General features: G+C 64.0%; 18 protein-coding genes. 12 read left to right on the forward strand and 6 right to left on the reverse strand.

What is annotated here, in order from left to right:
- Nucleotides 1-68 precede the first annotated feature (68 nt).
- The 4 genes from ACNAOT_RS16870 to ACNAOT_RS16885 are packed head-to-tail and all read left to right on the forward strand — an operon-like array spanning nucleotide 69 to nucleotide 4,755.
- Entirely contained in the window at nucleotides 69-806 is a 738-nt protein-coding gene (locus ACNAOT_RS16870; RefSeq protein WP_420178655.1) for a Tat pathway signal protein, read from the forward strand.
- A gap of 2 nt (nucleotides 807-808) precedes the next feature.
- Complete coding sequence (locus ACNAOT_RS16875) at nucleotides 809-2,014, forward strand: glutathionylspermidine synthase family protein (RefSeq protein ID WP_420178656.1); 1,206 nt, start codon at nucleotides 809-811, stop codon at nucleotides 2,012-2,014.
- The gene (locus tag ACNAOT_RS16880; protein ID WP_091469113.1) at nucleotides 2,011-3,537 is read left to right on the forward strand and encodes an APC family permease; all 1,527 of its coding nucleotides are present in this window, start codon (nucleotides 2,011-2,013) and stop codon (nucleotides 3,535-3,537) included. The genes ACNAOT_RS16875 and ACNAOT_RS16880 overlap by 4 nt, the downstream gene beginning before the upstream one ends.
- 42 nt (nucleotides 3,538-3,579) lie before the next feature.
- Nucleotides 3,580-4,755: an acyl-CoA dehydrogenase family protein gene (locus tag ACNAOT_RS16885; RefSeq protein WP_420178657.1), complete on the forward strand. Its 1,176-nt coding sequence runs from the start codon at nucleotides 3,580-3,582 to the stop codon at nucleotides 4,753-4,755.
- A gap of 70 nt (nucleotides 4,756-4,825) precedes the next feature.
- Here ACNAOT_RS16885 and ACNAOT_RS16890 read toward each other — a convergent pair whose 3' ends face one another.
- Entirely contained in the window at nucleotides 4,826-5,437 is a 612-nt protein-coding gene (locus ACNAOT_RS16890) for a TetR/AcrR family transcriptional regulator (protein WP_091469117.1), read from the reverse strand.
- A gap of 148 nt (nucleotides 5,438-5,585) precedes the next feature.
- Between ACNAOT_RS16890 and ACNAOT_RS16895 the strand changes: the two genes are divergently transcribed.
- The 4 genes from ACNAOT_RS16895 to ACNAOT_RS16910 are packed head-to-tail and all read left to right on the forward strand — an operon-like array spanning nucleotide 5,586 to nucleotide 11,864.
- Nucleotides 5,586-6,920: an ABC transporter substrate-binding protein gene (locus ACNAOT_RS16895; RefSeq protein ID WP_420178658.1), complete on the forward strand. Its 1,335-nt coding sequence runs from the start codon at nucleotides 5,586-5,588 to the stop codon at nucleotides 6,918-6,920.
- Entirely contained in the window at nucleotides 6,917-7,876 is a 960-nt protein-coding gene (locus tag ACNAOT_RS16900; RefSeq protein ID WP_420178659.1) for a carbohydrate ABC transporter permease, read from the forward strand. The genes ACNAOT_RS16895 and ACNAOT_RS16900 overlap by 4 nt, the downstream gene beginning before the upstream one ends.
- Complete coding sequence (locus ACNAOT_RS16905) at nucleotides 7,873-8,784, forward strand: carbohydrate ABC transporter permease (RefSeq protein WP_420178660.1); 912 nt, start codon at nucleotides 7,873-7,875, stop codon at nucleotides 8,782-8,784. Before ACNAOT_RS16900 ends, ACNAOT_RS16905 begins: the two co-directional genes overlap by 4 nt.
- The gene (locus tag ACNAOT_RS16910; protein ID WP_420178661.1) at nucleotides 8,784-11,864 is read left to right on the forward strand and encodes a glycoside hydrolase family 2 TIM barrel-domain containing protein; all 3,081 of its coding nucleotides are present in this window, start codon (nucleotides 8,784-8,786) and stop codon (nucleotides 11,862-11,864) included. Before ACNAOT_RS16905 ends, ACNAOT_RS16910 begins: the two co-directional genes overlap by 1 nt.
- A 73-nt stretch (nucleotides 11,865-11,937) precedes the next feature.
- Here the strand turns inward: ACNAOT_RS16910 and ACNAOT_RS16915 are convergent, their stop codons facing one another.
- Both ACNAOT_RS16915 and ACNAOT_RS16920 read right to left on the reverse strand, forming a co-directional pair.
- Nucleotides 11,938-13,380 carry an MFS transporter gene (locus ACNAOT_RS16915; protein WP_420178662.1) on the reverse strand — a complete coding sequence of 481 codons (1,443 nt, stop codon included), beginning with the start codon at nucleotides 13,378-13,380 and terminating at the stop codon, nucleotides 11,938-11,940.
- Complete coding sequence (locus tag ACNAOT_RS16920; RefSeq protein ID WP_420178663.1) at nucleotides 13,377-13,898, reverse strand: winged helix-turn-helix transcriptional regulator; 522 nt, start codon at nucleotides 13,896-13,898, stop codon at nucleotides 13,377-13,379. Before ACNAOT_RS16920 ends, ACNAOT_RS16915 begins: the two co-directional genes overlap by 4 nt.
- Nucleotides 13,899-14,058: 160 nt before the next feature.
- Between ACNAOT_RS16920 and ACNAOT_RS16925 the strand changes: the two genes are divergently transcribed.
- Nucleotides 14,059-16,200: a phosphocholine-specific phospholipase C gene (locus tag ACNAOT_RS16925; RefSeq protein WP_420178665.1), complete on the forward strand. Its 2,142-nt coding sequence runs from the start codon at nucleotides 14,059-14,061 to the stop codon at nucleotides 16,198-16,200.
- Nucleotides 16,201-16,289: 89 nt separating this feature from the next.
- Here the strand turns inward: ACNAOT_RS16925 and ACNAOT_RS16930 are convergent, their stop codons facing one another.
- The 3 genes from ACNAOT_RS16930 to ACNAOT_RS16940 are packed head-to-tail and all read right to left on the reverse strand — an operon-like array spanning nucleotide 16,290 to nucleotide 19,326.
- Complete coding sequence (locus ACNAOT_RS16930; RefSeq protein ID WP_420178666.1) at nucleotides 16,290-17,453, reverse strand: cystathionine gamma-synthase; 1,164 nt, start codon at nucleotides 17,451-17,453, stop codon at nucleotides 16,290-16,292.
- A gap of 44 nt (nucleotides 17,454-17,497) precedes the next feature.
- Nucleotides 17,498-18,883 (reverse strand): cystathionine beta-synthase, encoded by a 1,386-nt coding sequence (locus tag ACNAOT_RS16935; protein WP_420178667.1) that lies wholly within the window; start codon nucleotides 18,881-18,883, stop codon nucleotides 17,498-17,500.
- Between the two features lie 50 nt (nucleotides 18,884-18,933).
- Nucleotides 18,934-19,326 carry a VOC family protein gene (locus ACNAOT_RS16940; protein WP_364306836.1) on the reverse strand — a complete coding sequence of 131 codons (393 nt, stop codon included), beginning with the start codon at nucleotides 19,324-19,326 and terminating at the stop codon, nucleotides 18,934-18,936.
- 144 nt (nucleotides 19,327-19,470) lie between these two features.
- Here ACNAOT_RS16940 and ACNAOT_RS16945 point away from each other — a divergent pair, with 144 nt between their 5' ends.
- The 3 genes from ACNAOT_RS16945 (at nucleotide 19,471) to ACNAOT_RS16955 (ending at nucleotide 22,326) form a co-directional block, all read left to right on the forward strand.
- Nucleotides 19,471-20,442 carry a DNA-3-methyladenine glycosylase family protein gene (locus ACNAOT_RS16945; protein ID WP_420178668.1) on the forward strand — a complete coding sequence of 324 codons (972 nt, stop codon included), beginning with the start codon at nucleotides 19,471-19,473 and terminating at the stop codon, nucleotides 20,440-20,442.
- Between the two features lie 103 nt (nucleotides 20,443-20,545).
- Nucleotides 20,546-21,514, forward strand: coding sequence for an ATP-binding cassette domain-containing protein (locus tag ACNAOT_RS16950; RefSeq protein ID WP_414698774.1), 969 nt, complete (start codon nucleotides 20,546-20,548; stop codon nucleotides 21,512-21,514).
- Nucleotides 21,514-22,326 (forward strand): ABC transporter permease, encoded by an 813-nt coding sequence (locus tag ACNAOT_RS16955; protein ID WP_420178669.1) that lies wholly within the window; start codon nucleotides 21,514-21,516, stop codon nucleotides 22,324-22,326. Before ACNAOT_RS16950 ends, ACNAOT_RS16955 begins: the two co-directional genes overlap by 1 nt.

Below are 22,326 nucleotides of genomic sequence, written 5' to 3' on the forward strand. Positions count from 1 at the left end.
GGCTTGCTCTGAGCATTCTGGTCCGGCGTGGCGCCGGACACTTCAACGGTCTATCCAGGGGGATACACATGGGCCCGAAAGACAGCCCTGACGCAGCCGGCAACAACGGCGGCGGCAGGGACAACAACGGCGACTTCGGAGCGGGCAACAACCAGCCCAAGCCTCCTCCCTGGCAGGTACCCAAACCCGAGCTGCATCCTGAGCTGTTCACGCCCGTGAAAAACGACCCGGCGCAAGGCGGCTCCGGCAACGGCGGCTCCGGCAACGGGGGCACAGGCAAGAGGAAGAAAACTCCCGCCGGGGCACCGCAGGGCGGGGCATTCCCGGCCGGGACGCCCCAGCCCGGCCAGCCCCTCCCCGTGGTCGACCCTTTCGCCAAAGAACGTGAACGCGGTGAAGCCGAGGCAGCAAAGAAGAAAAAGCGCTCGCAGCGCCGCACCGTCGTCGTGGGTCTGGGTGTAACTGCCCTCCTGGCCGGAACCATCACCGCGATCGTGGCCAGCAACGAGAAGGAAGCTGACTACGCGCAGGTCTGTTTCAATGAGGAAACCGGCGAGCGCGTCGACGACAACCAGTGCGACAACAGCAGCTCGGCGGGCCGCAGCTCAGGCGTCTACGCCTGGTACTTCTACTCACGCGGAGCCAGTGTGCCCGCCGTGGGCCAGAACCGCAGTTCCTACCCGAGCTATACCAAGAACGTGCCTACGGACGCCAAGACCTCCAAGGGTTACAGCACCAAGGGCGGCACGGTGAGCCGCGGCGGCTTCGGCAGCAGCTCCAAAAGCGGCGGAAGCTCGGGAGGCTAGGCGTGCGTCGACTGCTCTCCGAGCCCAGGCCGGACTGGAAGCAAAAGATCGAGGAACAGGGCTTGGTATTTTCCACAACCACCATGCCCGATGGCCGGAAAATCCAATACTGGAACGAATCGGCTTACTACGAATTCACCATGGACGAGGTGGAAACCCTCGAAAAGACGGCCGAGGACATGCACATCATGTGCTTGGAGGCCGCAAAGTACCTCGCCACCGGGGCCATGGGCGATATCGGCATCGGGCAGCAGGCGTTGGAACTCGCCGGCGAATCACTGCTGGCCGCCGACATGGACATTTACGGTCGCTTCGACTTCATCTATGACGGCAAGGGCGGCCCGGCAAAGATGCTGGAGTACAACGCCGATACCCCCACCGGCCTGATCGAGGCGTCCGTGGCCCAGTGGTTCTGGCTGCAGGATGTCTTCCCGGAGAAGGACCAGTGGAACGGAATCCATGAGGCCCTGATCCGCCAGTGGAAGAAGCTTCAGTTCCGCACCGGCATGAGCACCCTGCACGTTGCCCACTCGGAGGCGGAGGAATCCGGCGAGGACTGGATGACTGCGGCCTACATGCGCGATGTCGCAAGCCAAGGCGGGTGGACCACCATTGGCATCAACATGTCCGATATTGGCTGGGACCCCAACCTGAACCGGTTCGTGGACCTGGACAACTTCATGATCAGCACCATGTTCAAGCTGTACCCGTGGGAATTGATGATGAAGGAGCCCTTCGGACAGCGTCTCTTCCAGCGTGCCCACAACCCCCGCTGGGTTGAACCGGCGTGGAAGATGCTGCTGTCCAACAAAGCCTTGCTGGCTGCGCTGTGGCATCTGTACCCCAACCACGAGAATCTGCTTCCCGCCTACCTGGGCGATCCTGGACCCCTCAAAGAATGGGTAGCCAAGCCGCTGCACGGACGTGAGGGCGACAACATCCGCATCCACGCCCCGGGCATCGAGATCCAGCAGCCCGGTGGTTACGGGCGCGAAGGCTGGTGCTTCCAGCAGTACCATTCCCTCCCCGACTTCGACGGGAACCACCCGGTACTGGGTCTCTGGGTAGTGGATGGCGAATCCGTGGGGTGTGGCATCCGGGAATCCGACGGACCCATCACGGACTATTTCTGCCGCTTTGTCCCCAACACCATCGACTCCCCGGCGCCCATCGCGCCCCCTGCTACTTCCTACGGAGCTGCACTATGAGCACTGAAACCTCGACGCCGGGTGGCGGCTCAGCGGGCGGCGACCGTACCGCCGTCGTACCTTCCAAAGGCCTCCACGCCGGGATCCTGGACCTTGGCGACTCCGTCATGCTGGGCCTCGCATCCACCGCGCCCGTCTACTCGCTGGCCGCAACGCTGGGCCTCATTGTTGCCGTCAACGGCAACTACACTCCCCTGATCCTGATCCTCGGCTTCATCCCGGTGCTGTTCATCGCCTACGCGTTCCGTGAGCTCAACAGCGCCATGCCCGACTGCGGCACTACGTTCTTCTGGGCCCGGAAGGCCTTCGGGCCGTGGGCCGGTTGGCTGGGCGGCTGGGGCGTGGCACTCGCGGGAGTGGTGGTCCTGGCCAACCTGGCGCAAATCGCGGGCAAGTACCTGTGGCTGTTGATCGGCGACGGTTCCCTGGCCGATAACACGTGGCTCGTGACCGCTACCGGCGTGCTGTTCATCGTGTTCATGACGTACGTGAACCATCGCGGAATCCGGCTGGGCGAGCATGTCCAGCGCACCCTGACCTACATCCAGTACATCTCGTTGGGCATCTTCGCGGTGGCCATCGTCTTCCGGATCGCCGGTGGAGCGCCTGAAGGGCAGGCCTTCGACTTCGAGTGGTTCAACCCGGCCGGCGCCTTTGCCGATCCCGGTGCCGTGGTCCATGGTGTCCTGCTTGCCCTGTTCATCTACTGGGGCTGGGACACGTGCCTGGCGCTCAACGAGGAGACCGAAAATCCGGCCAAGACCCCCGGCCGCGGCGCCGTGATCTCGGCCTCGGTCCTGGTGGCGATCTACGTTTCCGTGGCCCTCCTGGTGATGATGTACGCCACGATCGGTACCGACGGTATCGGGCTGGGCAACGAAGCCAACCAGGACGACGTCTTCCTGGCCATGAAGGACGTCGTATTGGGTCCTTGGGGCTGGCTGATCATCGTGGCCGTGCTGGCGTCCGTCCTGTCCTCCACGCAGACCACCATCCTTCCGACTGCCCGCGGAACCCTGTCCATGGGTGTCCACGGCGCGCTGCCGCCCCGATTCGGGAAGGTCCACGAGCGCTTCATGACGCCGGGATTCTCCACTCAGGTGATGGGTGCGGTGGCCGTGGTGTACTACGTGGCCATGAGCTTCCTGAGCGAAAACCTGCTCTCGGACTCCATCAGCGCCATCAGCCTGTTCATCGCGTTCTACTACGCGCTGACCGGCTTCTCCTGTGTATGGTTCTTCCGCTCTACGCTCCGGGACTCGGCACGGAACCTGTGGTTCCGGGGCATCCTGCCGTTCCTCGGTGCGCTGTCCCTCACCGTGGCGTTCTTCATCTCCGCAGTCCAGATGTGGGATCCGGCCTATGGCGACACGCAGATCTTCGGGATTGGCGGAGCGTTCGTGAGCGGCGTGCTGCTGCTCGCTCTGGGCGTCGTTTTGGCCATCGTGTGCCGCTTCGCCCCCTCCACCAAGGGCTACTTCACGGGCGAACGCGCAGACGTCGGGGCGGTCCGCGGCGAGTAGGCTGTGCTGCCGGGCGGCGGGTTAGCCACCTAGGATGCTGGAATGAGCGATTCAACGACGAACACCTCCGACGTCCTTGCCCTCGATTCCCTGCTGGCTGTGGACGAGCTGGCCCTCCGCGACCGGGTCCGCGACTACACAGCGCAACGGATCCGTCCGAACATCGCACGCTGGTACGAGGACGCTCATTTCCCGCGCGAGCTCGCCCCGGAGTTGGGCGAGCTCGGTGTCCTGGGCATGCACTTGGAAGGCTACGGCTGTCCCGGGAGGACCGCCGTCGAGTATGGCCTTGCGGCAATGGAACTGGAGGCCGGCGATTCGGGGATCCGCACGTTCGTCTCGGTGCAGGGCTCCCTTGCCATGACGGCGATCCACAAGTGGGGTTCGGAGGCGCAGAAAGAGCAGTGGCTCCCGCGGATGGCTGCCGGCGAGCTGATCGGATGCTTCGCCCTGACGGAGCCGACGGCGGGGTCGGACCCGTCCTCCATGACAACGTTTGCCCGTGAAACCGCCGATGGCTGGGTCCTGGACGGTGCCAAGCGGTGGATCGGCCTCGCCTCGATCGCGGACGTCATGGTGGTGTGGGCAAACACCGTGGACGGAATCCGGGGGTTCCTTGTTCCCGCCGGAACGCAGGGTGTAACCGCGACGCCCATTGAGCCGAAACTCTCCATGCGCGCGTCCATTCAATGCGATGTGAAGTTCGACGGCGTGAGGCTGGGTGCCGAGGCCATCCTCCCGGGTGCGCTTGGACTTCGAGGACCGTTCTCCTGCTTGAACGAGGCGCGCTACGGTATCGCGTGGGGCGCCATGGGCGCTGCCCGGGACTCGTACGAAGCCGCGCTCGACTACGCCGGAAGCCGACTTCAGTTCGGCCGCCCGCTGGCCGGATACCAGTTGACGCAGGAGAAACTGGTGAACATGTTGGTGGAGATCCAGAAGGGCACCATGCTGGCCCTTCACCTGGGCCGGTTGAAGGATGCTGGCCACCTCCAGCCCCAGCAGATTTCCTTAGGCAAGCTGAACAACGTCCGCGAGGCCATCAAAATCGCCCGCGAGGCCCGCACCATCCTGGGCGGTAACGGAGTCACACTGGACTACTCACCGCTGCGCCACGCCAACAACCTGGAATCCGTGCGGACTTACGAGGGCACAGATGAGGTTCACACGCTGATCCTGGGTCAGCACATCACGGGCATCGGCGCCTTCCGCGGCTAGCCCCCCCAACTAAGTCGCAGTTGAGCGCGTTTAGAGGGCTCAAAACGCGCTCAGCTGCGACCTAGTTGGGTCAGGACTCGGGGAGCACCACCAGATCAAAGTAGCCACGCAGGCCCTTCACCACGTCCACCTCATCGGGGGCCAGCAGCCATTGCGTCTGCAGCCCGTCCCACAAGGCAACCAGGGACATGGCAGCCAATTCAGGATCGACGCCGGGGCGGAGCCTGCCCTGGGCAGCCAGTTCGGCGAACCGCCGGGCATAGCTCGTGCGGAGGCGTTCGAACCGTTCGGTGAAGTAAACCCGCCCCGGGTGCGAATCGGTGACCGACTCCGCGCACAGAACGCTGTACAGCTCAACCACGCCCGGAATGTTCTCGTTGAACAGCGCCGTCCGGATCACTGAGTCAACCAAGCCATCTTCCATGTCGTCCGGGAAGGCGTCGCCGGTGATTTCGTCTCGGCGCTCCAGGACTGCCATCAGGAGATCGCGTTTGGACGGGAAATAGTGCAGCAGGCTGGTTTGGCTCAGCCCCACCTTGTCGGCAACATCCTGGAGGGATCCACCACGATAGCCGTGGGCAGCAAACACCTCATGGGCAGCATCCAGGATGGTCCGGCGCCGTTCTTCGGATTTCGCGTAGGGGCCCCGCCGCGCTGCGCGACCCACGTCCTTTGTGGTCATGGCTAGCCAGTGTACATGCGTGTTACGGCTTCAATTCGAAATTCGAGTACCCACTCGAATTTTCTGTTACCGTGGTCACACTTGCCGCGGCGGGACCCACGAATCCAGCCCGCGTCATCGTCAACCTGACACGAAGAGGTGAAGGCTAATGACCCGATTCACGCGAAGACAACTCCTGGGCGCAGGCCTGGGAACAGCAGCCATGGGCCTGCTGACCGGGTGCGCTACACCAGGAACGCAGTCCGTCAACGCTGCGCCAACCATCCCCGCCGCAGGCGCACCCGTGCGACTGACCTATTGGGCCTGGCTCAAGGATTTCCAGAAAGTGGCCGACGTCTGGAATGCAGCCAACCCGAACATCCAAGTGGACGTGGTGTGGATCCCGGGCGGCAACAACGGCGGATATCAGAAGCTTTACTCGGCCTTGGCAGCAGGAGGCGGACCGGACCTGGCCCAGGTCGAGTTCCGCTCCATCCCGGAGTTCATGCTGGTAAATGGCCTGGTTGATGTATCCCGCTACGGTGCCAACGATCACGCCCACTTGTACGACCCCACCCTATGGAAGCAAGTCAGCTACACCGGGGGCGTCTATGGCATCCCCCAGGACGCGGGCCCCATGGGCATGTTCTACCAGCCGGCCATCCTGAACAAAGTAGGCGGCAGCACTCCGACGACCTGGGACGAATGGGCGGCGCTCGCCGCCGAACTTCGCTCCGTGGACAGCTACCTGGACTGCTTCCCCATCAGTGATGCCTCTCCTTTTGCCTCTTTCGCGGGGCAGGCCGGCGCGCAGTGGCTGCGCCCGGAGGAGGATGGCTGGGTCATCAACATGACCGACGACGCCACGCTCAACACCGCGCGTTTCTTCGACAAAGCGATCGACGACGACCTCGTCACCACCGCGTATGGAGCCTTCTCCCCGGGCTGGTTTGCGGCTGCCGCCAAGGGCGGGATTGCCTCGACCATAACCGGCAGCTGGGGTGATGCTTTGGTGCAGGGTGTCAGCGGTTCCGAAGGAAAGTGGCGCGCAGCACCGATGCCCACTTGGGGCGATACGGGCTTCGGCTCAAGCTACCTCGGCGGTTCCACGGCGGCCGTCCTGGCCAATAGTAAGCACCCCAGGGAAGCAGTCGAGTTCGCAGTGTGGCTGACTACGTCCAAAGAGGGAATCGACGCCCAGATCAAGAACAGCGGCATCGGCTGGTCACCCAACCCCGAGTTCATCGGCACGGAGCGGCAACAACCGTCGGCGTTCTTCGGCGGCCAGCGCTACAACGAGGAAGTCTTCGTCCCCGCCACCCAACAGCAGAACCCTGCCTGGTCATGGTGGCCGGTAACCCAGCAGTCCTTCAACATCCTCAGCGACGGTTTCCGCAAGAAAGCCTTCGGCACCTCATTGGTGGATTCCATTGCTGCCTCGGAGCAGCAGATCATGACCGTTTTCAAGAACAAGGGCCTCAGCATCCGGAAGGAAACGGCATGACCACCACCCGCACCGCACCCACCGCCCAGCGCCCCGCAGCACCAAGCCGTTCCGGCAAACGGGCCGGCAAACGGGCCGGCGCTGCCGCCCGCGCTCCCTGGCTCCTGCTGGCACCGTTCCTGGGACTCTTCGTCCTCACGTTCCTGCTGCCCATTGTTGTGGCCATCATTTCCAGCTTCACCAAAGTGACCCGCAGCGGACTCTTCGGCGAGGCAGGCGTGACCAGCGAGTTCGCCGGCTTCAGCAACTACGCTCAAGCCCTTGCCGACGGCAGCTTCGTCGCGTCCATCGGTCGAATGCTGCTGTTCGGCGTAGTCCAGGTGCCCGTCATGATCGTCTTGTGCACGGCGTTGGCCCTCATGCTGGAATCGGCCTCGGCAAAATGGCCGGGCTTCTTCCGTGCCGCCTACTTCCTCCCTTACGGCGTGCCGGGCGTGATCGCCACCATCCTGTGGTCCTTCCTGTACGTGCCCGGGCTCAGCCCGTTGTTTGACGTGGCCAAGATTGTTGGCCTGACCCCGGATTTCCTCGGCGCGAACAGCGTGCTGTGGTCCATCGCGAATATCGTCACGTGGAGCTACACGGGCTACAACATGCTGATCATCGTGGCGCAGCTGAAAGCCATTCCGGTGGAACTTTACGAGGCCGCAAAGGTGGATGGTGCCTCCACGTGGCGCGTTGCCCGGAGCATCCAGCTCCCCCTGATTCGTCCGGCCCTTATGCTCACCACCGTGTTTTCCATCATCGGAACCCTGCAGCTCTTCGCTGAGGCGCAAGTCCTCAAGACGGTGGCTCCGGCAATCGACAGCCAATACACGCCGAACCTCAGTGCCTACACAACGGCCTTTGCCTATAACGACTACAACGTCGCAGCAGCCCAGTCGGTCATCATCGCCGTGGCCGCTTTTGCCCTTTCCTTCGCCTTCCTCGCACTGACGAACAGGAAGTCCTCATGACCGCCACCGCCACGAAACCCACCACCACCGTCCGCAGCAAGGCTTCGGCAGGCCCGGACCGCTCAGCAGGACGACGGCGGTCATCCACCATCATCGTCACCGCACTTTTGGTGGTGGTGGCCTTGTACTTCCTGATTCCCGTGTACTGGGTGTTCGTCGCCTCCACGAAGTCCACCGCCGATCTCTTTTCCACCAACGGCTTCTGGTTCGCGCCCACATTCTCTTTGTGGGAAAACATCGCTCGCGTGGTCAGCTATGACAACGGCATCTTTGGCCGCTGGTTCCTGAACTCGGCGATCTACGCCGGCATCGGCGCACTCCTGGCCACGTACTTCGCTGCGGCCGGAGGCTACGCGCTGGCCAAGTACCAGTTCCGGGGCCGGAACCTGGTGTTCGGCACCATCCTGGGCGGCGTGCTGGTCCCCGGTACGGCCACTGCCTTGCCGCTCTTCCTGCTGTTTAGCCAGATGGGCCTGGCGAACACCTACTGGAGTGTCCTGCTGCCATCACTGGTCTCCCCTTTCGGGCTGTTCCTCTGCCGCATCTACGCCCAGGCCACTGTTGATACCTCGCTGATCGAGGCCGCCAGGATCGACGGCGCCGGCGAGCTCCGCATCTTCCACACCATCGGGTTGAAGGTACTCACCCCGGCCCTGGTCACCGTATTCCTGTTCCAGCTGGTGGGCATCTGGAACAACTACTTCCTGCCGCTGGTCATGCTGTCCGACTCCGAGCTGTACCCCATCACGCTCGGCCTGAATAGCTGGCTGAGCCAGGTTGACCGTCTGCCTGAATTCTATGAACTGACCACGGGCGGAGTGCTCCTTTCCATCATTCCGCTCAGCATCGCCATGGTTGTCCTGCAGCGTTTCTGGCGCGGCGGGCTGACAGAAGGAGCCGTTAAGTAATGACCGACACCGCCAACTACATCACTGATACCGGTCCCGGCACCGGCAAGAGACTCCCCGCCCGCTCCTGGCTGCACTCTGACGCGCCAACACTTTCCCTGAACGGCCAGTGGCGTTTCCGGCTTCTCCCCGGAGCACCCGGAACCCCCGGCGGACGGGGTGTCCTTCCCGCGGACGAGGCAATCGAAGGCTTCGCCGAGGAAGGTTTGGATGACTCCACATGGGACCAGATCCCGGTCCCGGCGCACTGGGTTTTGGAGGGCGGGGGCAGCTACGGGAACCCCATTTACACCAACGTCCAGTTCCCCTTCCCCACGGACGCACCCCACGTCCCGGATGAGAACCCCACCGGTGATTACCGTCGAACCTTCGATCTGCCGGCGGATTGGAGCGAATCCGAGCGCATCGTGCTGCGGTTCGACGGCGTCGAATCCCGTTACAAGGTGTGGCTCAACGGCAGCGAAATCGGCGTAGGGACAGGCAGCCGGCTGGCCCAGGAATTCGACGTCACCGACGCCGCGCGTCCAGGGCACAACGTGCTGGCTGTCCGGGTCCATCAATGGTCGGCTTCGAGCTACGTGGAGGACCAGGATCAGTGGTGGATGCCGGGCATCTTCCGCGACGTCACCCTCCAGGCCCGCCCCGGAAAGGGCATCGACGACGTCTGGTTGCGAACGTCCTACACCGTCGGCTCGGGCGTCATCGATCCCGAAATCACCGCGGACCAGGCCGCCTACCCGATTCGGCTGGCAGTCCCGGAACTGGACGTCGACGTCGTCTGGAACTCCCCTGCCGACGTCGCCCCGGTGGCGATCACCGGCGTCGAACCTTGGTCCGCAGAGGTTCCGCGCCTCTACAACGTAACGGTGGCAAGCGGAGGGGAGACCATTTCGCTGCGCATCGGTTTCCGTACGGTGGAGATCAAGGGCGATCAGTTCCTGGTGAACGGCCGCCGTGTGGTGTTCCACGGCGTGAACCGGCATGAAACGCATCCTGACCGCGGCCGCGTGTTCGACGAAGATTTTGCCCGCGCCGACCTTGCCTTGATGAAGCAGTTCAACGTCAACGCGATCCGCACCAGCCATTACCCGCCGCATCCTCGTTTGCTGGACATCGCCGACGAGATGGGCTTCTGGGTGATCCTGGAATGCGACCTCGAGACTCACGGCTTTGAACGGCACGGCTGGGTAGGCAACCCCAGTGACGACCCCGCCTGGCGGGAGGCGTACGTGGACCGCATGGAGCGGACGGTGGAGCGGGACAAGAACCACCCTTCAATCGTCATGTGGTCCCTGGGCAACGAGTCCGGAACGGGCTCAAACCTCGCCGCAATGTCCGCCTGGACGCATGCCCGCGATGCCAGCCGGCCCGTCCACTACGAAGGCGACTACAGCGGTGCTTACACAGACGTTTACTCACGCATGTATTCCTCGGTTCCTGAGACTGAGGCGATCGGCCGCGACGATTCCGGCTCACTGTTGCTGGGCTGCTCCACGGCGGAGTCCGCACGCCAACGCACCAAACCGTTCATCCTGTGCGAGTACGTCCACGCCATGGGCAACGGTCCCGGCGCGATCGACCAGTACGAGGACCTGGTGGACCGCTACCCGCGGCTGCACGGCGGATTCGTCTGGGAGTGGCGGGATCACGGAATCCGTACCACCACGGCCAGCGGCACTGAATTCTTCGCCTACGGCGGCGACTTCGACGAGGTTGTCCACGACGGCAACTTCGTCATGGACGGCATGGTCCTCTCCGACTCCACTCCCAGCCCCGGGCTCTATGAGTACAAGCAGATCGTCGCTCCCCTGCGCCTGGGCTTCAGCACCGAAACCCACGACGGCGGCACGCGCCTCTTCGTCTCGGTCGCCAACCTGCGGCACACGGCGGACGCGTCCGACGTCGTACTGCGCTGGCGCACGGAGGTGGACGGCGTGGTGACCACTTCCGGCGAGCTCGACGTCGTCACTGCATCGGGTGCGCCCCTCGCCGCCGGGGATTCGGCGCTTATCGGATTGCCTGATGTTGATGTTGCGGAAGTCGGCGAGCAGTGGCTGACCGTGGAGGTGGCGCTTCGCAAAGACACGGCCTGGGCAGAAGCCGGGCATGTCATCTCCGCCGCACAGCTGGAATTGGCCACAGCACGTCCGCGACTGGCGGCCCCTCGCCCCTTGGCATCAGCCGGCCGGGTAGCTTCGCAGGTTTCCGGGTCCGTCTCGCTGGGTCCTGGTGTCTTTGAGGATGGTCGCTTGGTCTCGCTCGCGGGGCTGCCGGTGTCCGGGCCGCGGCTGGAGCTGTGGCGTGCACCCACGGATAACGACGCCGGTGCCGGCCGCGGCAGCTACGACCTCGCCGATCCTTGGCTCAATAACGGTAACGGCGTTGCTGCACCTTCGATGGAAAAAGTGTGGCGCCATGCCGGTTTGGACAGGCTCACGGCCCGGGTAGAGAAGGTCTCAACCAGCGAAAGCAGCGTAGTGACCCGCACCCGGTACGCCGCAGCCGACGCCGCGCATTGGGTGTCTGTGGAGGAGAACTGGCAACTGTCCGACGGCGAGCTGTGGCTCCGCTTGGACATTGTTCCGAGCGCGGCATGGGACATCATCTGGCCGCGGATGGGGGTGCGCTTTGATCTGCCCGGGTCTGTGGACGGTGCGTCGTGGTTCGGCGCGGGACCTCGCGAGTCCTACCCGGACAGCATGCACGCGACGCTTGTGGGCAGCTACTCGGCGGGCATCGACGAGCTTTCGGTAAATTACGCCAAGCCGCAGGAAACGGGCCACCGCAGTGCTGTCCGGACGCTGGATCTCCAGAACCATGGGGCTTCCTGGCTGCAACTCGATGCCGTCCCGGACTCACGCGGCCGTCTGCCCGGCTTCACGCTATCCCGGCACACAGCGCAGGAGATCTCGTCCGCAGCACATCCGCACGAGTTGCCGGCAAGCAAGGGCAGCTACTTGTACCTCGATGCCGCCCAGCACGGGCTGGGTTCCAGGGCATGCGGACCGGATGTTTGGCCGGAGTACGCGTTGCGCCCGGAAGCACGGACTCTGACTTTCCGGATCACAGAAGCGCGCTAATCGTGCGTTGCGGGGCCTGCTCTGCTCGCTTTCGGGGGACGAATACCGCGCAGAGCGGGCCTCGCAACCAGCCTCAGGCAACCGGCACGGGTTCCTTCTTCACGGCGTCCTTGCGGATGGTGGCACTGATGACCGCGGCCACCGTGCACATGGCAGCAGCACCCAGCCAGGCGTAGTTGTAGTGCCCGGTGGCATCGCGGATGAACCCGGCCAGGAGGGCGGCCACTGCAGCGCCGAGCTGGTGGGCCGCGAACACCCAGCCGAACACCACGGAACCATCGGCACCGAACACCGAGCGGCAGATAGCTGCGGTGGGAGGCACGGTGGCAACCCAGTCGAGCCCGTACACCACGACGAAGATGATCATGCTCGGCTCCACGGATGAGCCCAGCAGCAGCGGCAGCACCAGCAGGCCGATCCCCCTGAACTGGTAGTAGACCGCCAGCAGGACCTTGGGGTTGAAGCGGTCGGTCAACCAGCCGGACGCGACGGTCCCCACGATGTCGAAGATGCCGACGACGGCCAACAAGCCTGCCGCCGTGGTTTCGGGCATGCCGTGATCGTGCGCCGACGGTATGAAGTGCGTGCCGATCAGTCCGTTGGTGGTGGCTCCACAAATCGCGAACCCGGCAGCCAAGGCCCAGAACGTGCGGACTTTAGTTGCGCGTTTGAGGACCTGCAGGGCACGGATCGCTGCATTGGGGGAATCCCCGGATCCGGACGACGCAACCACAGCGGCGGGCCGGCTTTGCGTCGTCGCGTTTGTCCCGGCGTCGGCGTCTTTAGCGTCAGGTTCTTCGGCACCCGCCTGCCCGCCGTCAGGCTTCTCCGCACCGTACGGTAAGACCCCGACGTCGGCGGGCGAGTTCCGCAGCCAGCGCAGGACCAGCGGGACGACTGCGAGCGCACCCGCAGCGATGAGCAAGGATGCGCCACGCCAGCCCGGGTTCTGGGCCAGCGCGGCGATGAACGGCAGGAACACCAACTGTCCGGCGGCACTTCCTGCGGTCAGGATGCCAATGACCAGGCCACGGCTCTTGGCGAACCAGGTGTTGGCGATGGTCGCAGCGAAAACCAGGGCCATGGAACCGGTGCCCAAGCCAATCAGGAGTCCCCACGTGAGCAGGATCTGCCAGGACTGGTTCACGAAGACGGTCAATGCTGAGCCGAGCCCGATGAGGCACAGCGCCAGCGAGGTGACCTTCCGGATGCCGAAGCGTTCCATGAGGGCCGCAGCGAACGGGGCCGTCAAGCCGAACAAGACCAGGTTGATGCTGACGGCCAAGGAGAGGACCGTGGTAGACCAGCCGAACTCCTCCTGCAACGGGACCATGAGCACCCCGGGCGCCGCACGGAAGCCTGCGGCTCCAACCAGCGCCAGGAAGGCAACCGCGGCCACGATCCAGGCGGGGTGGAGACGGCGGGGCTTGCCGGCAGGAGTCTTGCCGTTGCCGGTCTTGCCGGCAGGTGTCCCGGAATTTTCGGGCGGGGCCCCTGTGACGTCGGGAGCGGTCATGCGGGGATCTCCGTTTCAGGGGAAGCTGTGGTGGGAGCGGTGGCGAGTGGCAGAGGGTGGTCACTGCGTTTGAGGCTATGCCAGCTGGTGTTGCCTGCGGTCAACCGGGCCCCGCAGTTGGTGCACGTGTCCGCTGACAACGTGGCTTGCCCGCAGTCAGTGTGGATGACCTTCATATGGGACACCTCGTTGGGAGCGTCCAGGTGCTTCTCCGCCCAGATGATGATGGCGTTAAGCACTGGAAGTGCGTCCTCGCCTTTGGGGGTGAGGACGTATTCCTGCCGTGTGCGCGCGCCGTCTTGGTAGGGGCGCTGGGCGAGTAGCCCGGCGTCGAGGAGCCATCCCAGGCGCTTGCTGAGCACGTTGTCGGCTACCTCGAGGCGTTGCTTGATGGCGTCGAAACGTCCGTTGCCGAAGAAGATTTCGCGGAGGACCAGGCTCCCCCAAGGATCGCCCAGGACATCGAGGCCACGGGCGAGGCTGCACGTGCGTGCAGACCAGTCGGAACGAAGAGGCATGCGCACAAAACTAGCTGACTTCCCTAAAGAAAGCTAGGTTGCCAACGGATGCGAGCCGCTACGCACGACACACCCCGCCGGTTTGCCGCAGTTTCATCATCGGTTCACTCTCCATGCCTACGCTGGCCCAGTCGACTCCGACCACGAAAGGCACCCCTGAATGTCCTCGAATACCCCTGATATGGTGAATCGTTCAACCGAAGGAACCGGCGGACTTTCCCGTCGCGGCTTCCTCGGCACGGCAGCTGCAGCAACGGCGCTTGCTGCTGCGGGCTCCCTACTGCCTCCGTCAGTGCAGGCTGCCATGGCCAGGCCGGTCCCGCCCGGAAACTTGCAGTCCATCAAGCACGTGATTGTCCTGATGCAGGAGAACCGATCTTTCGATCACTACTTCGGCTCGCTGCGGGGCGTCCGAGGATACGGTGACAAGTCCGTGACCCGCTTGCCCAATGGCAAGTCCATGTTCGAGCAGCCCCGGGCCACCGGCGAAACTGTCCTGCCGTTCTCCCTCCGCAAGGCCGCGGAACTAGCTGGCCGGCCCGGTTCCGACATCCAGTACCTGGGCGATCTGGACCACTCGTTCAACGGGACCACGACGGCGTGGAACAACGGCTGGTGTGACAAATGGATTCCCGCGAAGAGCGCCTCCACCATGACTTTCTACGAGCGCCAGGACATCCCGCTGCAGTACGAACTCGCGGACACTTTCACCATCTGCGATGCCTACCACTGCTCGGTCAACGGCTCCACGAACCCCAACCGCAACTACCTCTGGAGCGGCACCACAGGCAATGAGCCCGGCAGCACCAAGCGTGCCGTGACCAACGCGGCCTACGGCTACGATCACGGCGGTTACGACTGGACCACCTACCCTGAGCGCCTGGAGAACTCCGGGGTGTCATGGAAGATCTACCAGGACTGGGACAACTTCACCGACAACGCCGTGGAGTACTTCCAAACGTTCAAGGCGATCGGCCGCAAAATGCTGGCATCAGTGGAGGGAAATTTTCGCACCACGGAAGAGTTCTACGACCACCTCGCCGGGAAGTCCACAGCCGAGCAGGACCGCCTCCTCGCCCAGCTGGAGCAAGGCCGCGCCGCCCTCACCGAAGCCGAGAGGTCCCTGTTCGACAAAGCCATGTGGCGCGGACGTCCCGACACTCTCCTGGAACGCCTCGGCGCAGACATCACAGGCGGCACCCTCCCGAAGGTCAGCTGGCTGGTACCGTCCGCAGCTGACTCCGAACACCCCGGCGCTTCCACACCGGTGGGCAGCGCCAACTTCGTCTACCGCCTCCTGGACACTGTGGCCAGCAACCCTGACACGTGGGACAGCACTGCCATCTTCCTGAACTTTGACGAGAACGATGGCTACTTCGACCACGTCCCGCCGCCTGTCCAGCCGCGACCAGCGTCAGGCGAGTCCACTGAGTGGACCACGGCACGGCCCATCGGCCTGGGACCTCGGGTGCCCATGACCGTGGTTTCACCGTGGACCGTGGGCGGTTACATCAGCTCCGAAGTCTTCGACCACACGTCGGTTCTCCGTTTCCTGGAGCGCTGGACCGGCGTAGAGGAACCGAACATCTCCCCGTGGCGCCGCGAAGTCTGCGGTGACCTGACAGGTGTCTTCAACTTCGCATCCCCCGGCACACCGCCAACTCTTGAGCACCCCGACGCTGTCCCCGCCAAGATCAGCCGCTGGCGCCCGAATCCCCCGGCTGTCCAGGTAGCGCCCATCCAGGAAACGGGCAGCCGGCCGGCCCGCCCGCTCCCCTACAGGCCTCGGGTTTCGGCTTCTGTGCAAGCCGGAAAGATCGCCCTGACGCTAGCTAACGCAGGCACCAGTTCAACCCACTTCACCGTGTACGGGTACGCAGGCGAAGTTACCGAACCCCGGCACGTGGACGTCCTCGGCCGGCAAAACGTGGACCTCCCCGTCGCGTCCGGCGCCTTCGACGTCGTCGTCACCGGCCCCAACCGGTACCAGTACGAACTGAAAGGCACGACGGCGGGCGCGGCGTTCGGCGTCGACGTCACCGTCAACGGCCGCCGCGGCAGGAAGGACGTTGAACTGGAGCTGCGCAACAACGGCACCGCAACGGTAAGCCTGGGGCTGAAGTCGCTGCAGTATGCGGACGAGGTCGAAACCGTGAAGCTCAAGCCGGGACACACCAGGAAGATCGGTTGGGAGACCCTGAACGGCTGGTACGACCTGGAAATCACCTCTGCCGAAGACACCACGTTCCGCCGCCGCCTGACGGGCCGTGAAGAAGACGGCCGCGAGGGAATCTCCGGCTAGCCGAAGAGCACCAACAAGAAATCCGGCTCTTGTTCGTCACCCCCGCCGTTGAACGGTGAGGAGTGCGAACAAGAGCCGGATTCGTGGGCTTAGCCGATTTTGGCGAAGGCCTGCTCAAGGTCTGCGATCAGGTCCTCGGCTTCTTCGATTCCGCAGGAAAGGCGGAGGAGGTTGACCGGGACAGCCAGTTCAGTACCCTTCACGGAAGCGTGGGTCATCTCCGAGGGGTAGTTCATCAGGGACTCGATGCCACCCAGGGATTCGGCAAGAGTGAACACCGACGTGGATTCGGCAACCGTCCGGGCAGCAGCCTCGCCACCCTTGAACTGTACGGAGACCATGCCGCCGAACTTCTTCATCTGCTTGGCCGCGAGCTCGTGTCCTGGGTGGTCCGGGAGGCCCGGGTAAAGGACGGCCTCAACTTCGGGACGCTGCAGCAACCATTCGGCCACGGCCTGGCCGTTCTCGCTGTGGCGGTCCATGCGGACACCCAGGGTCTTCAAGCCACGGGTTGTCAGGAAGGCATCCATGGGCCCCGAGACGGCACCGACGGCGAACTGGATGAAACCGATCTTCTCTGCCAGCTCATCGTCCTTGACCACGATCGCGCCACCCACAACGTCGGAGTGGCCGCCGATGTACTTGGTGGTGGAGTGGACCACCACATCGGCGCCCAAGGCGAGCGGGGTCTGCAAGTAGGGGGACGCGAAGGTGTTGTCCACCACCAGGAGGGCACCGGCGTCGTGCGCTACGGCGGCGAGTGCCTCGATGTCCGTGATCTTCATCATCGGGTTGGACGGCGTCTCCACCCACACCATGCGTGTCTTGTTCGCTGCAACAGCAGCAGCCACGGCGTCGAGATCGGACATGTCCACGGGGGTGTTGCCGATGCCCCAGTCTCCCAGCACTCGGTTGATGAGGCGGTACGTGCCACCGTAGGCGTCGTTGCCCAGGACGATGTGGTCACCGGGGCGAGCGATCGCGCGGATCAGTGAGTCCTCAGCGGCCAGGCCGGAGCCGAAGGAGAACGCCGCGGTGCCACCTTCGAGGGCGGCAAGCTGCTCTTGAAGGGCGTCGCGGGTGGGGTTCCCGCCGCGCCCGTATTCGTAGCCTGAGCGCAGGTTGCCAATACCGTCCTGGGCATAGGTGGTGCTGAAGTGCAGCGGAGGCACCACAGCACCGGTCACCGGTTCGAAGGCCTGTCCGGCGTGGACGGCGCGTGTGTTGAACCCGGCGTTGTTGCTGGCAGACATGGAAGCTCCTCTGGGTTTGAATTGATTGGATCAGCGCGGGGCGCCTAATTGCTCAGGTACGCCAAAAGGTCGTGGCGCGTCAGGATGCCCACCGGCGCGCCGACGAAAGTCACCATGACGGTATCGACGTCGGACAGCAGCTCACGCGCGGCGGAAATGGTCTCCAGTGATCCGATGACCGGGAGCCTGTCCCCCATATGTTCGGAGATCATGTCCGTCAGCTTCGCTTCCCCACGGAACAACTTGCTGGTGAGGCTGCGCTCGTCCACGGCACCCAAGACCTCGCCCATCACCACCGGTGGTTCCTGCGAGAGCACCGGGATGTGGGAGACGCCGAACTCGTTCATGATGTTGATGACGTCGCGCACCGTCTCATTCGGGTGGATGTGGACCAGGTCCGGCATCTCGCCCGTCTTGGATTTGAGCACCTCGCCCACGGAAGCTTCTTCGCCACCGGAGAGGAAGCCGTAGGAACGCATCCATTGGTCGTTGAAAATCTTGGCAAGGTAGCCGCGGCCGGAATCCGGGAGGATCACCACCACCACGGCGGACTCGTCCAGGTCCTTGGCAGCCTGGAGCGCCGCGACCACGGCCATGCCGGAGGAACCGCCCACCAAGAGGCCCTCTTCCCGGGCCAGCCGGCGGGTCATGGAGAAGGAGTCGGCGTCGGAGACAGCGATCACGTCATCCGGAACGGCGGGATCGTAGTTGCCGGGCCACATGTCCTCGCCCACGCCCTCCACGAAGTAGGGCCGGCCGGTTCCGCCTGAGTAGACCGAGCCTTCCGGATCAGCTCCGATGACCTTGACCGGGCCGCCGTCGGACTCCGAACGGTCCGCCGAGACCTGCTTGAGGTAGCGGCCGGTTCCAGTGATGGTGCCGCCGGTTCCGGCGCCGATGACTACGTGCGTGACCCGCCCGTCTGTGTCCTGCCAGATTTCCGGGCCCGTGGACTCGAAGTGGCTGCCGGGAGCAGCGGGGTTGGAGAACTGGTCCGGCTTGAAGGCGCCCGGGATCTCCTTGACCAGGCGGTCGGAGACGCCGTAATAGCTCTGCGGGCTGTCGGGCGCGACGGCGGTGGGCGTCACCACAACTTCGGCACCGTACGCCTGAAGCACGGCGCGCTTGTCTTCGCCTACTTTGTCCGGCACCACGAAAACGCACTTGTAGCCCTTTTGCTGGGCGACGAGCGCCAGTCCCACTCCGGTGTTGCCCGACGTCGGTTCAACGATGGTTCCACCCGGCTTGAGCCGGCCGTCCTTTTCCGCATCTTCGATCATCTTCACGGCGATCCGGTCCTTGATGGATCCGCCGGGATTGATGTATTCGAGCTTCACCAGGACGGTGGCTTTGATGCCCTCGGTGACGTGGTTGAGCTTGATGAGGGGCGTATTGCCGATGAGGTCCAACACGGACTGGGCGTACTTCATAGGTACAAAGTTACCGCCTGGTCGCCAGGGGGATTGACCCGACCCCTTCGCTAGGTGCCGGCAGAGGTGTCGGTCTGCCACACGCCCAGGACGTTGCCCTCCGTGTCCTTGAAGTAGGCGTACCAGCCCATGGTGGGTACGGCGTCCTTTGCCTGGACCACGCTGCCGCCTGCAGACTCAATCTGTCCCAGCGCGGCGTCGATATCGTCCACATCGATGGTGAGGATGGGCGTCTTCAGGGCATCAGTCCGCGGGAACAGGGCCCCGTTGATGGCTCCCGGCTCCGTCGGCGTGCCGGTCTGTTCGTCGGATGGCGCTGTGATTGCGATCGTGTAGTCCATCCCCTGCATGGGGCTCAGGTTCCAGCCGAAGGCACTCTCGTAGAAGGTGTTGGCTCTGTCTCTGTTGTCGGTCGGAATCTCGAAATGCACTATGGCGGCCATGGTCCGGGCTCCTCGTTCCTGGAAGTTTTTCCTCAGATATGGCGCGGCCCACCCACGCCACATCAGGGAGTCTAGCTGCGTGCGGTTGTTGCCGTAAGGGGTCGCCGGCTGCAGATTGTCAGCCGAGCGTGGGACCATGAAAACATGACCATCGCAGACGCCCCGCCCGTTGTTGCGGCAGCGGCAGATGCGGCCGTCCGGTGGCATCCGGGCGGTTCCTTCCGCTTGGACCAGACCATGTTTCCGCTCATGCGCGGCAACGCGGATCCGTCCTTCGCAGCGCACTCCAGCGGTTTTTGGATGGCCTTCACTGCACCGTCCGGCCCGGTGACGCTCCGCCTCTCGGGAGGCGGCGTGGGAGTCGATTCCTTCGTGGATGCCCAAGCCTGGGGACCCGGTGCGGACGACGCCATCGCGGGAGTTCCGCGGTTGCTCGGCGCCGATGACGATTGGTCGGCCTTCGATGAGCCCGCCTTCCATGCCACCCTTCCGCGGCTGGTGACAGAATCACGACGCCGGAACCTGGCCCTGCGGTTGCCCTCCACCGGGCGGATGGTTGACTCCCTTGTGCCCACCATTTTGGAGCAAAAGGTCACCACCCTGGAGGCAAGGCGAGGCTACCGGTACCTGACGTATCGCTACGGAACGCCGGCGCCGGGCAAGGCCCCTGCCGGACTCCTTGTTCCTCCTACCGCCAGGCAGTGGTTGGCCGTCCCTTCGTGGGAGTGGCACAAAGCCGGCGTTGGACCACAGCGATCGGCCACGGTGATGCGGGCGCTGCAGTCCGCCGTCGCGCTTGAACGCCTGGCGGACCTGAACTCAACGCAGGCCGGCGCCAAGCTGCAGACCATTCCGGGCATCGGCATCTGGACCGCAGCCGAAGTGGTCCAACGCACCCACGGCTGCCCGGACTCGATTTCCGTGGGCGACTACCATCTGGCCGCCTACGTGGGATACGCCCTGACAGGTCAAAAGACCGACGACGCCGGCATGCTCGAGCTGCTGGAACCATGGCGCGGACAACGGCAGCGACTGGTGCGGATGCTGTATTTGAGCGGCTTCCGCAAACCCACTTTCGGGCCGCGGATGACGGTCCAGGATCACCGCGGCCACTAAGTTTTGATTGCGGACGGGACCTGTCCGCAGGAGCATGGACGGCCTTCATCCCCGGGTATAGCGTGGCGCCTAGGAGCCATCACCTGCCATCCCTGGAGTGACCGTGATCCACACCAACAAGCTCACCAAGACCTTCACCGTGAAGAAGGAAACCGTCGAGGCCGTGAAGGGCGTGGACATCGACGTCGCGCCCGGCGAACTTGTCGCCTTCCTTGGCCCGAACGGCGCCGGCAAGTCCACGACCCTGCGGATGCTCACCACCCTGTTGAAACCCACCTCCGGGTCGGCCACTGTGGCGGGCGTTGATGTGGCCAAGGACCCGGCGGGGGTGCGCGCGCGGATCGGCTACATCGGCCAAGGCAATGGCGGCGGGCACAGCTACCGCGTGATCGATGAACTGATCATGCAAGGCCGCTTCTACGGAATGAACACCACAGATGCGAAAGCCCGTGCCGAGACACTCATGGCATCCTTGGACCTCAGCGAGCTCGCAAAGCGCACGGTGATCAAACTTTCCGGCGGGCAACGGCGCCGCATGGATGTGGCCCTCGGGTTGATGCACTCCCCCGGCCTGCTTTTCCTCGATGAGCCGTCCACCGGAATGGACCCCCAGAACCGCGCCAACCTCTGGGAGCACATCATGCGGATGCGCGAGGAGCACGGGACCACCATTGTGCTGACCACCCATTACATGGACGAGGCCGATTCCATGTCCGAGCGCGTCATTGTGATCGACCACGGGACCATCATTGCCGACGACACCGCGTCACGGCTCAAGGCGAACCTCGCCGGGGACCTCCTCGCTGTGGAAGTTGCCGCCGGTTCCGCATCCGAGGTGCGGGGACTGCTGGGCCGCGCCGCCGCGGAAGGCGACATGGAGGAAAACGCGTACGACGGCGTGGTCCGCTTCCGACTTCGGTTGGCGCAGGGTGCCCAGCTGGCGCCGGGGTTGCTGAAGGAAATGCACGACGCCGGCGCTCCCGCCCAGTCGCTCGAACTGAAACCACCCACGCTGGACGACGTTTTCCTGGAATTGACCGGCCGCAGCCTGCGGGAAGGAGCTGAAGTCTGATGATTGAACAAGCCGTTGCCCCGGGTGTTGCCCTGCAAAGGCGGGGACCGCGCAGCGTAGTCACTGACACGTGGTTCGTATTCTGGCGCGAGATGCTGCTGCCGCTGCGGGATCCTTTCTCGCTGATTTTCTCCCTGATCCAACCGCTGGTTTTCCTTGGGTTGTTCGGGCCGCTGCTGGGTTCAGCCGTTGGTTCCCCGGCCTTCGGTGGCCAGTCCACGCTGCAATGGTTCCTTCCCGGAGTGGTGGTGATGATCGCACTGTTCGGCACCTCCATGACCGGCTCCAACCTGCAGTACGAACTCATGACCGGTTCCTACGAACGAATCCTGGCCACGCCGCTCTCCCGGTCTTCGCTCATGATTGGCCGGGCATTGAAGGAGTGGGCTCCCCTGGTGTTGCAGGGTCTGCTGATCTCCGTGGTCTGCATTCCCTTTGGTTTCGTTTTCTACCCTTTGCATGTGGTGCTGGGCCTGGTCATTCTGGGCATCTTCGGCATCGGGCTCGGCGCGCTGTCCTATGCCCTTGCCCTGGTCTCGCAGAACAAGGAATGGATCTTCTGGGGCGTGCAGCAAACACTGCTGTTCCCGCTGATGATCCTTTCCGGCATCATGTTGCCCATAGAAGCCGGTCCGGGGTGGATGAAGGTGGCAAGCCTCTTCAATCCCCTGACCTACCTGGTAAACGCCGAACGGGAGTTGTTTGCCGGAAGCATTGGCATGGACACGATGTGGGGTCTCGTGGCCGCCGTGGTGACGGCCGCCGTCGGACTTGTCGTGGGAATCCGGACCATCAGCCGGAATACCAACTGA

Origin of the sequence: Paenarthrobacter sp. TA1.8, assembly GCF_048595705.1 — a bacterium.
GTDB lineage: Bacteria > Actinomycetota > Actinomycetes > Actinomycetales > Micrococcaceae > Arthrobacter > Arthrobacter nitroguajacolicus.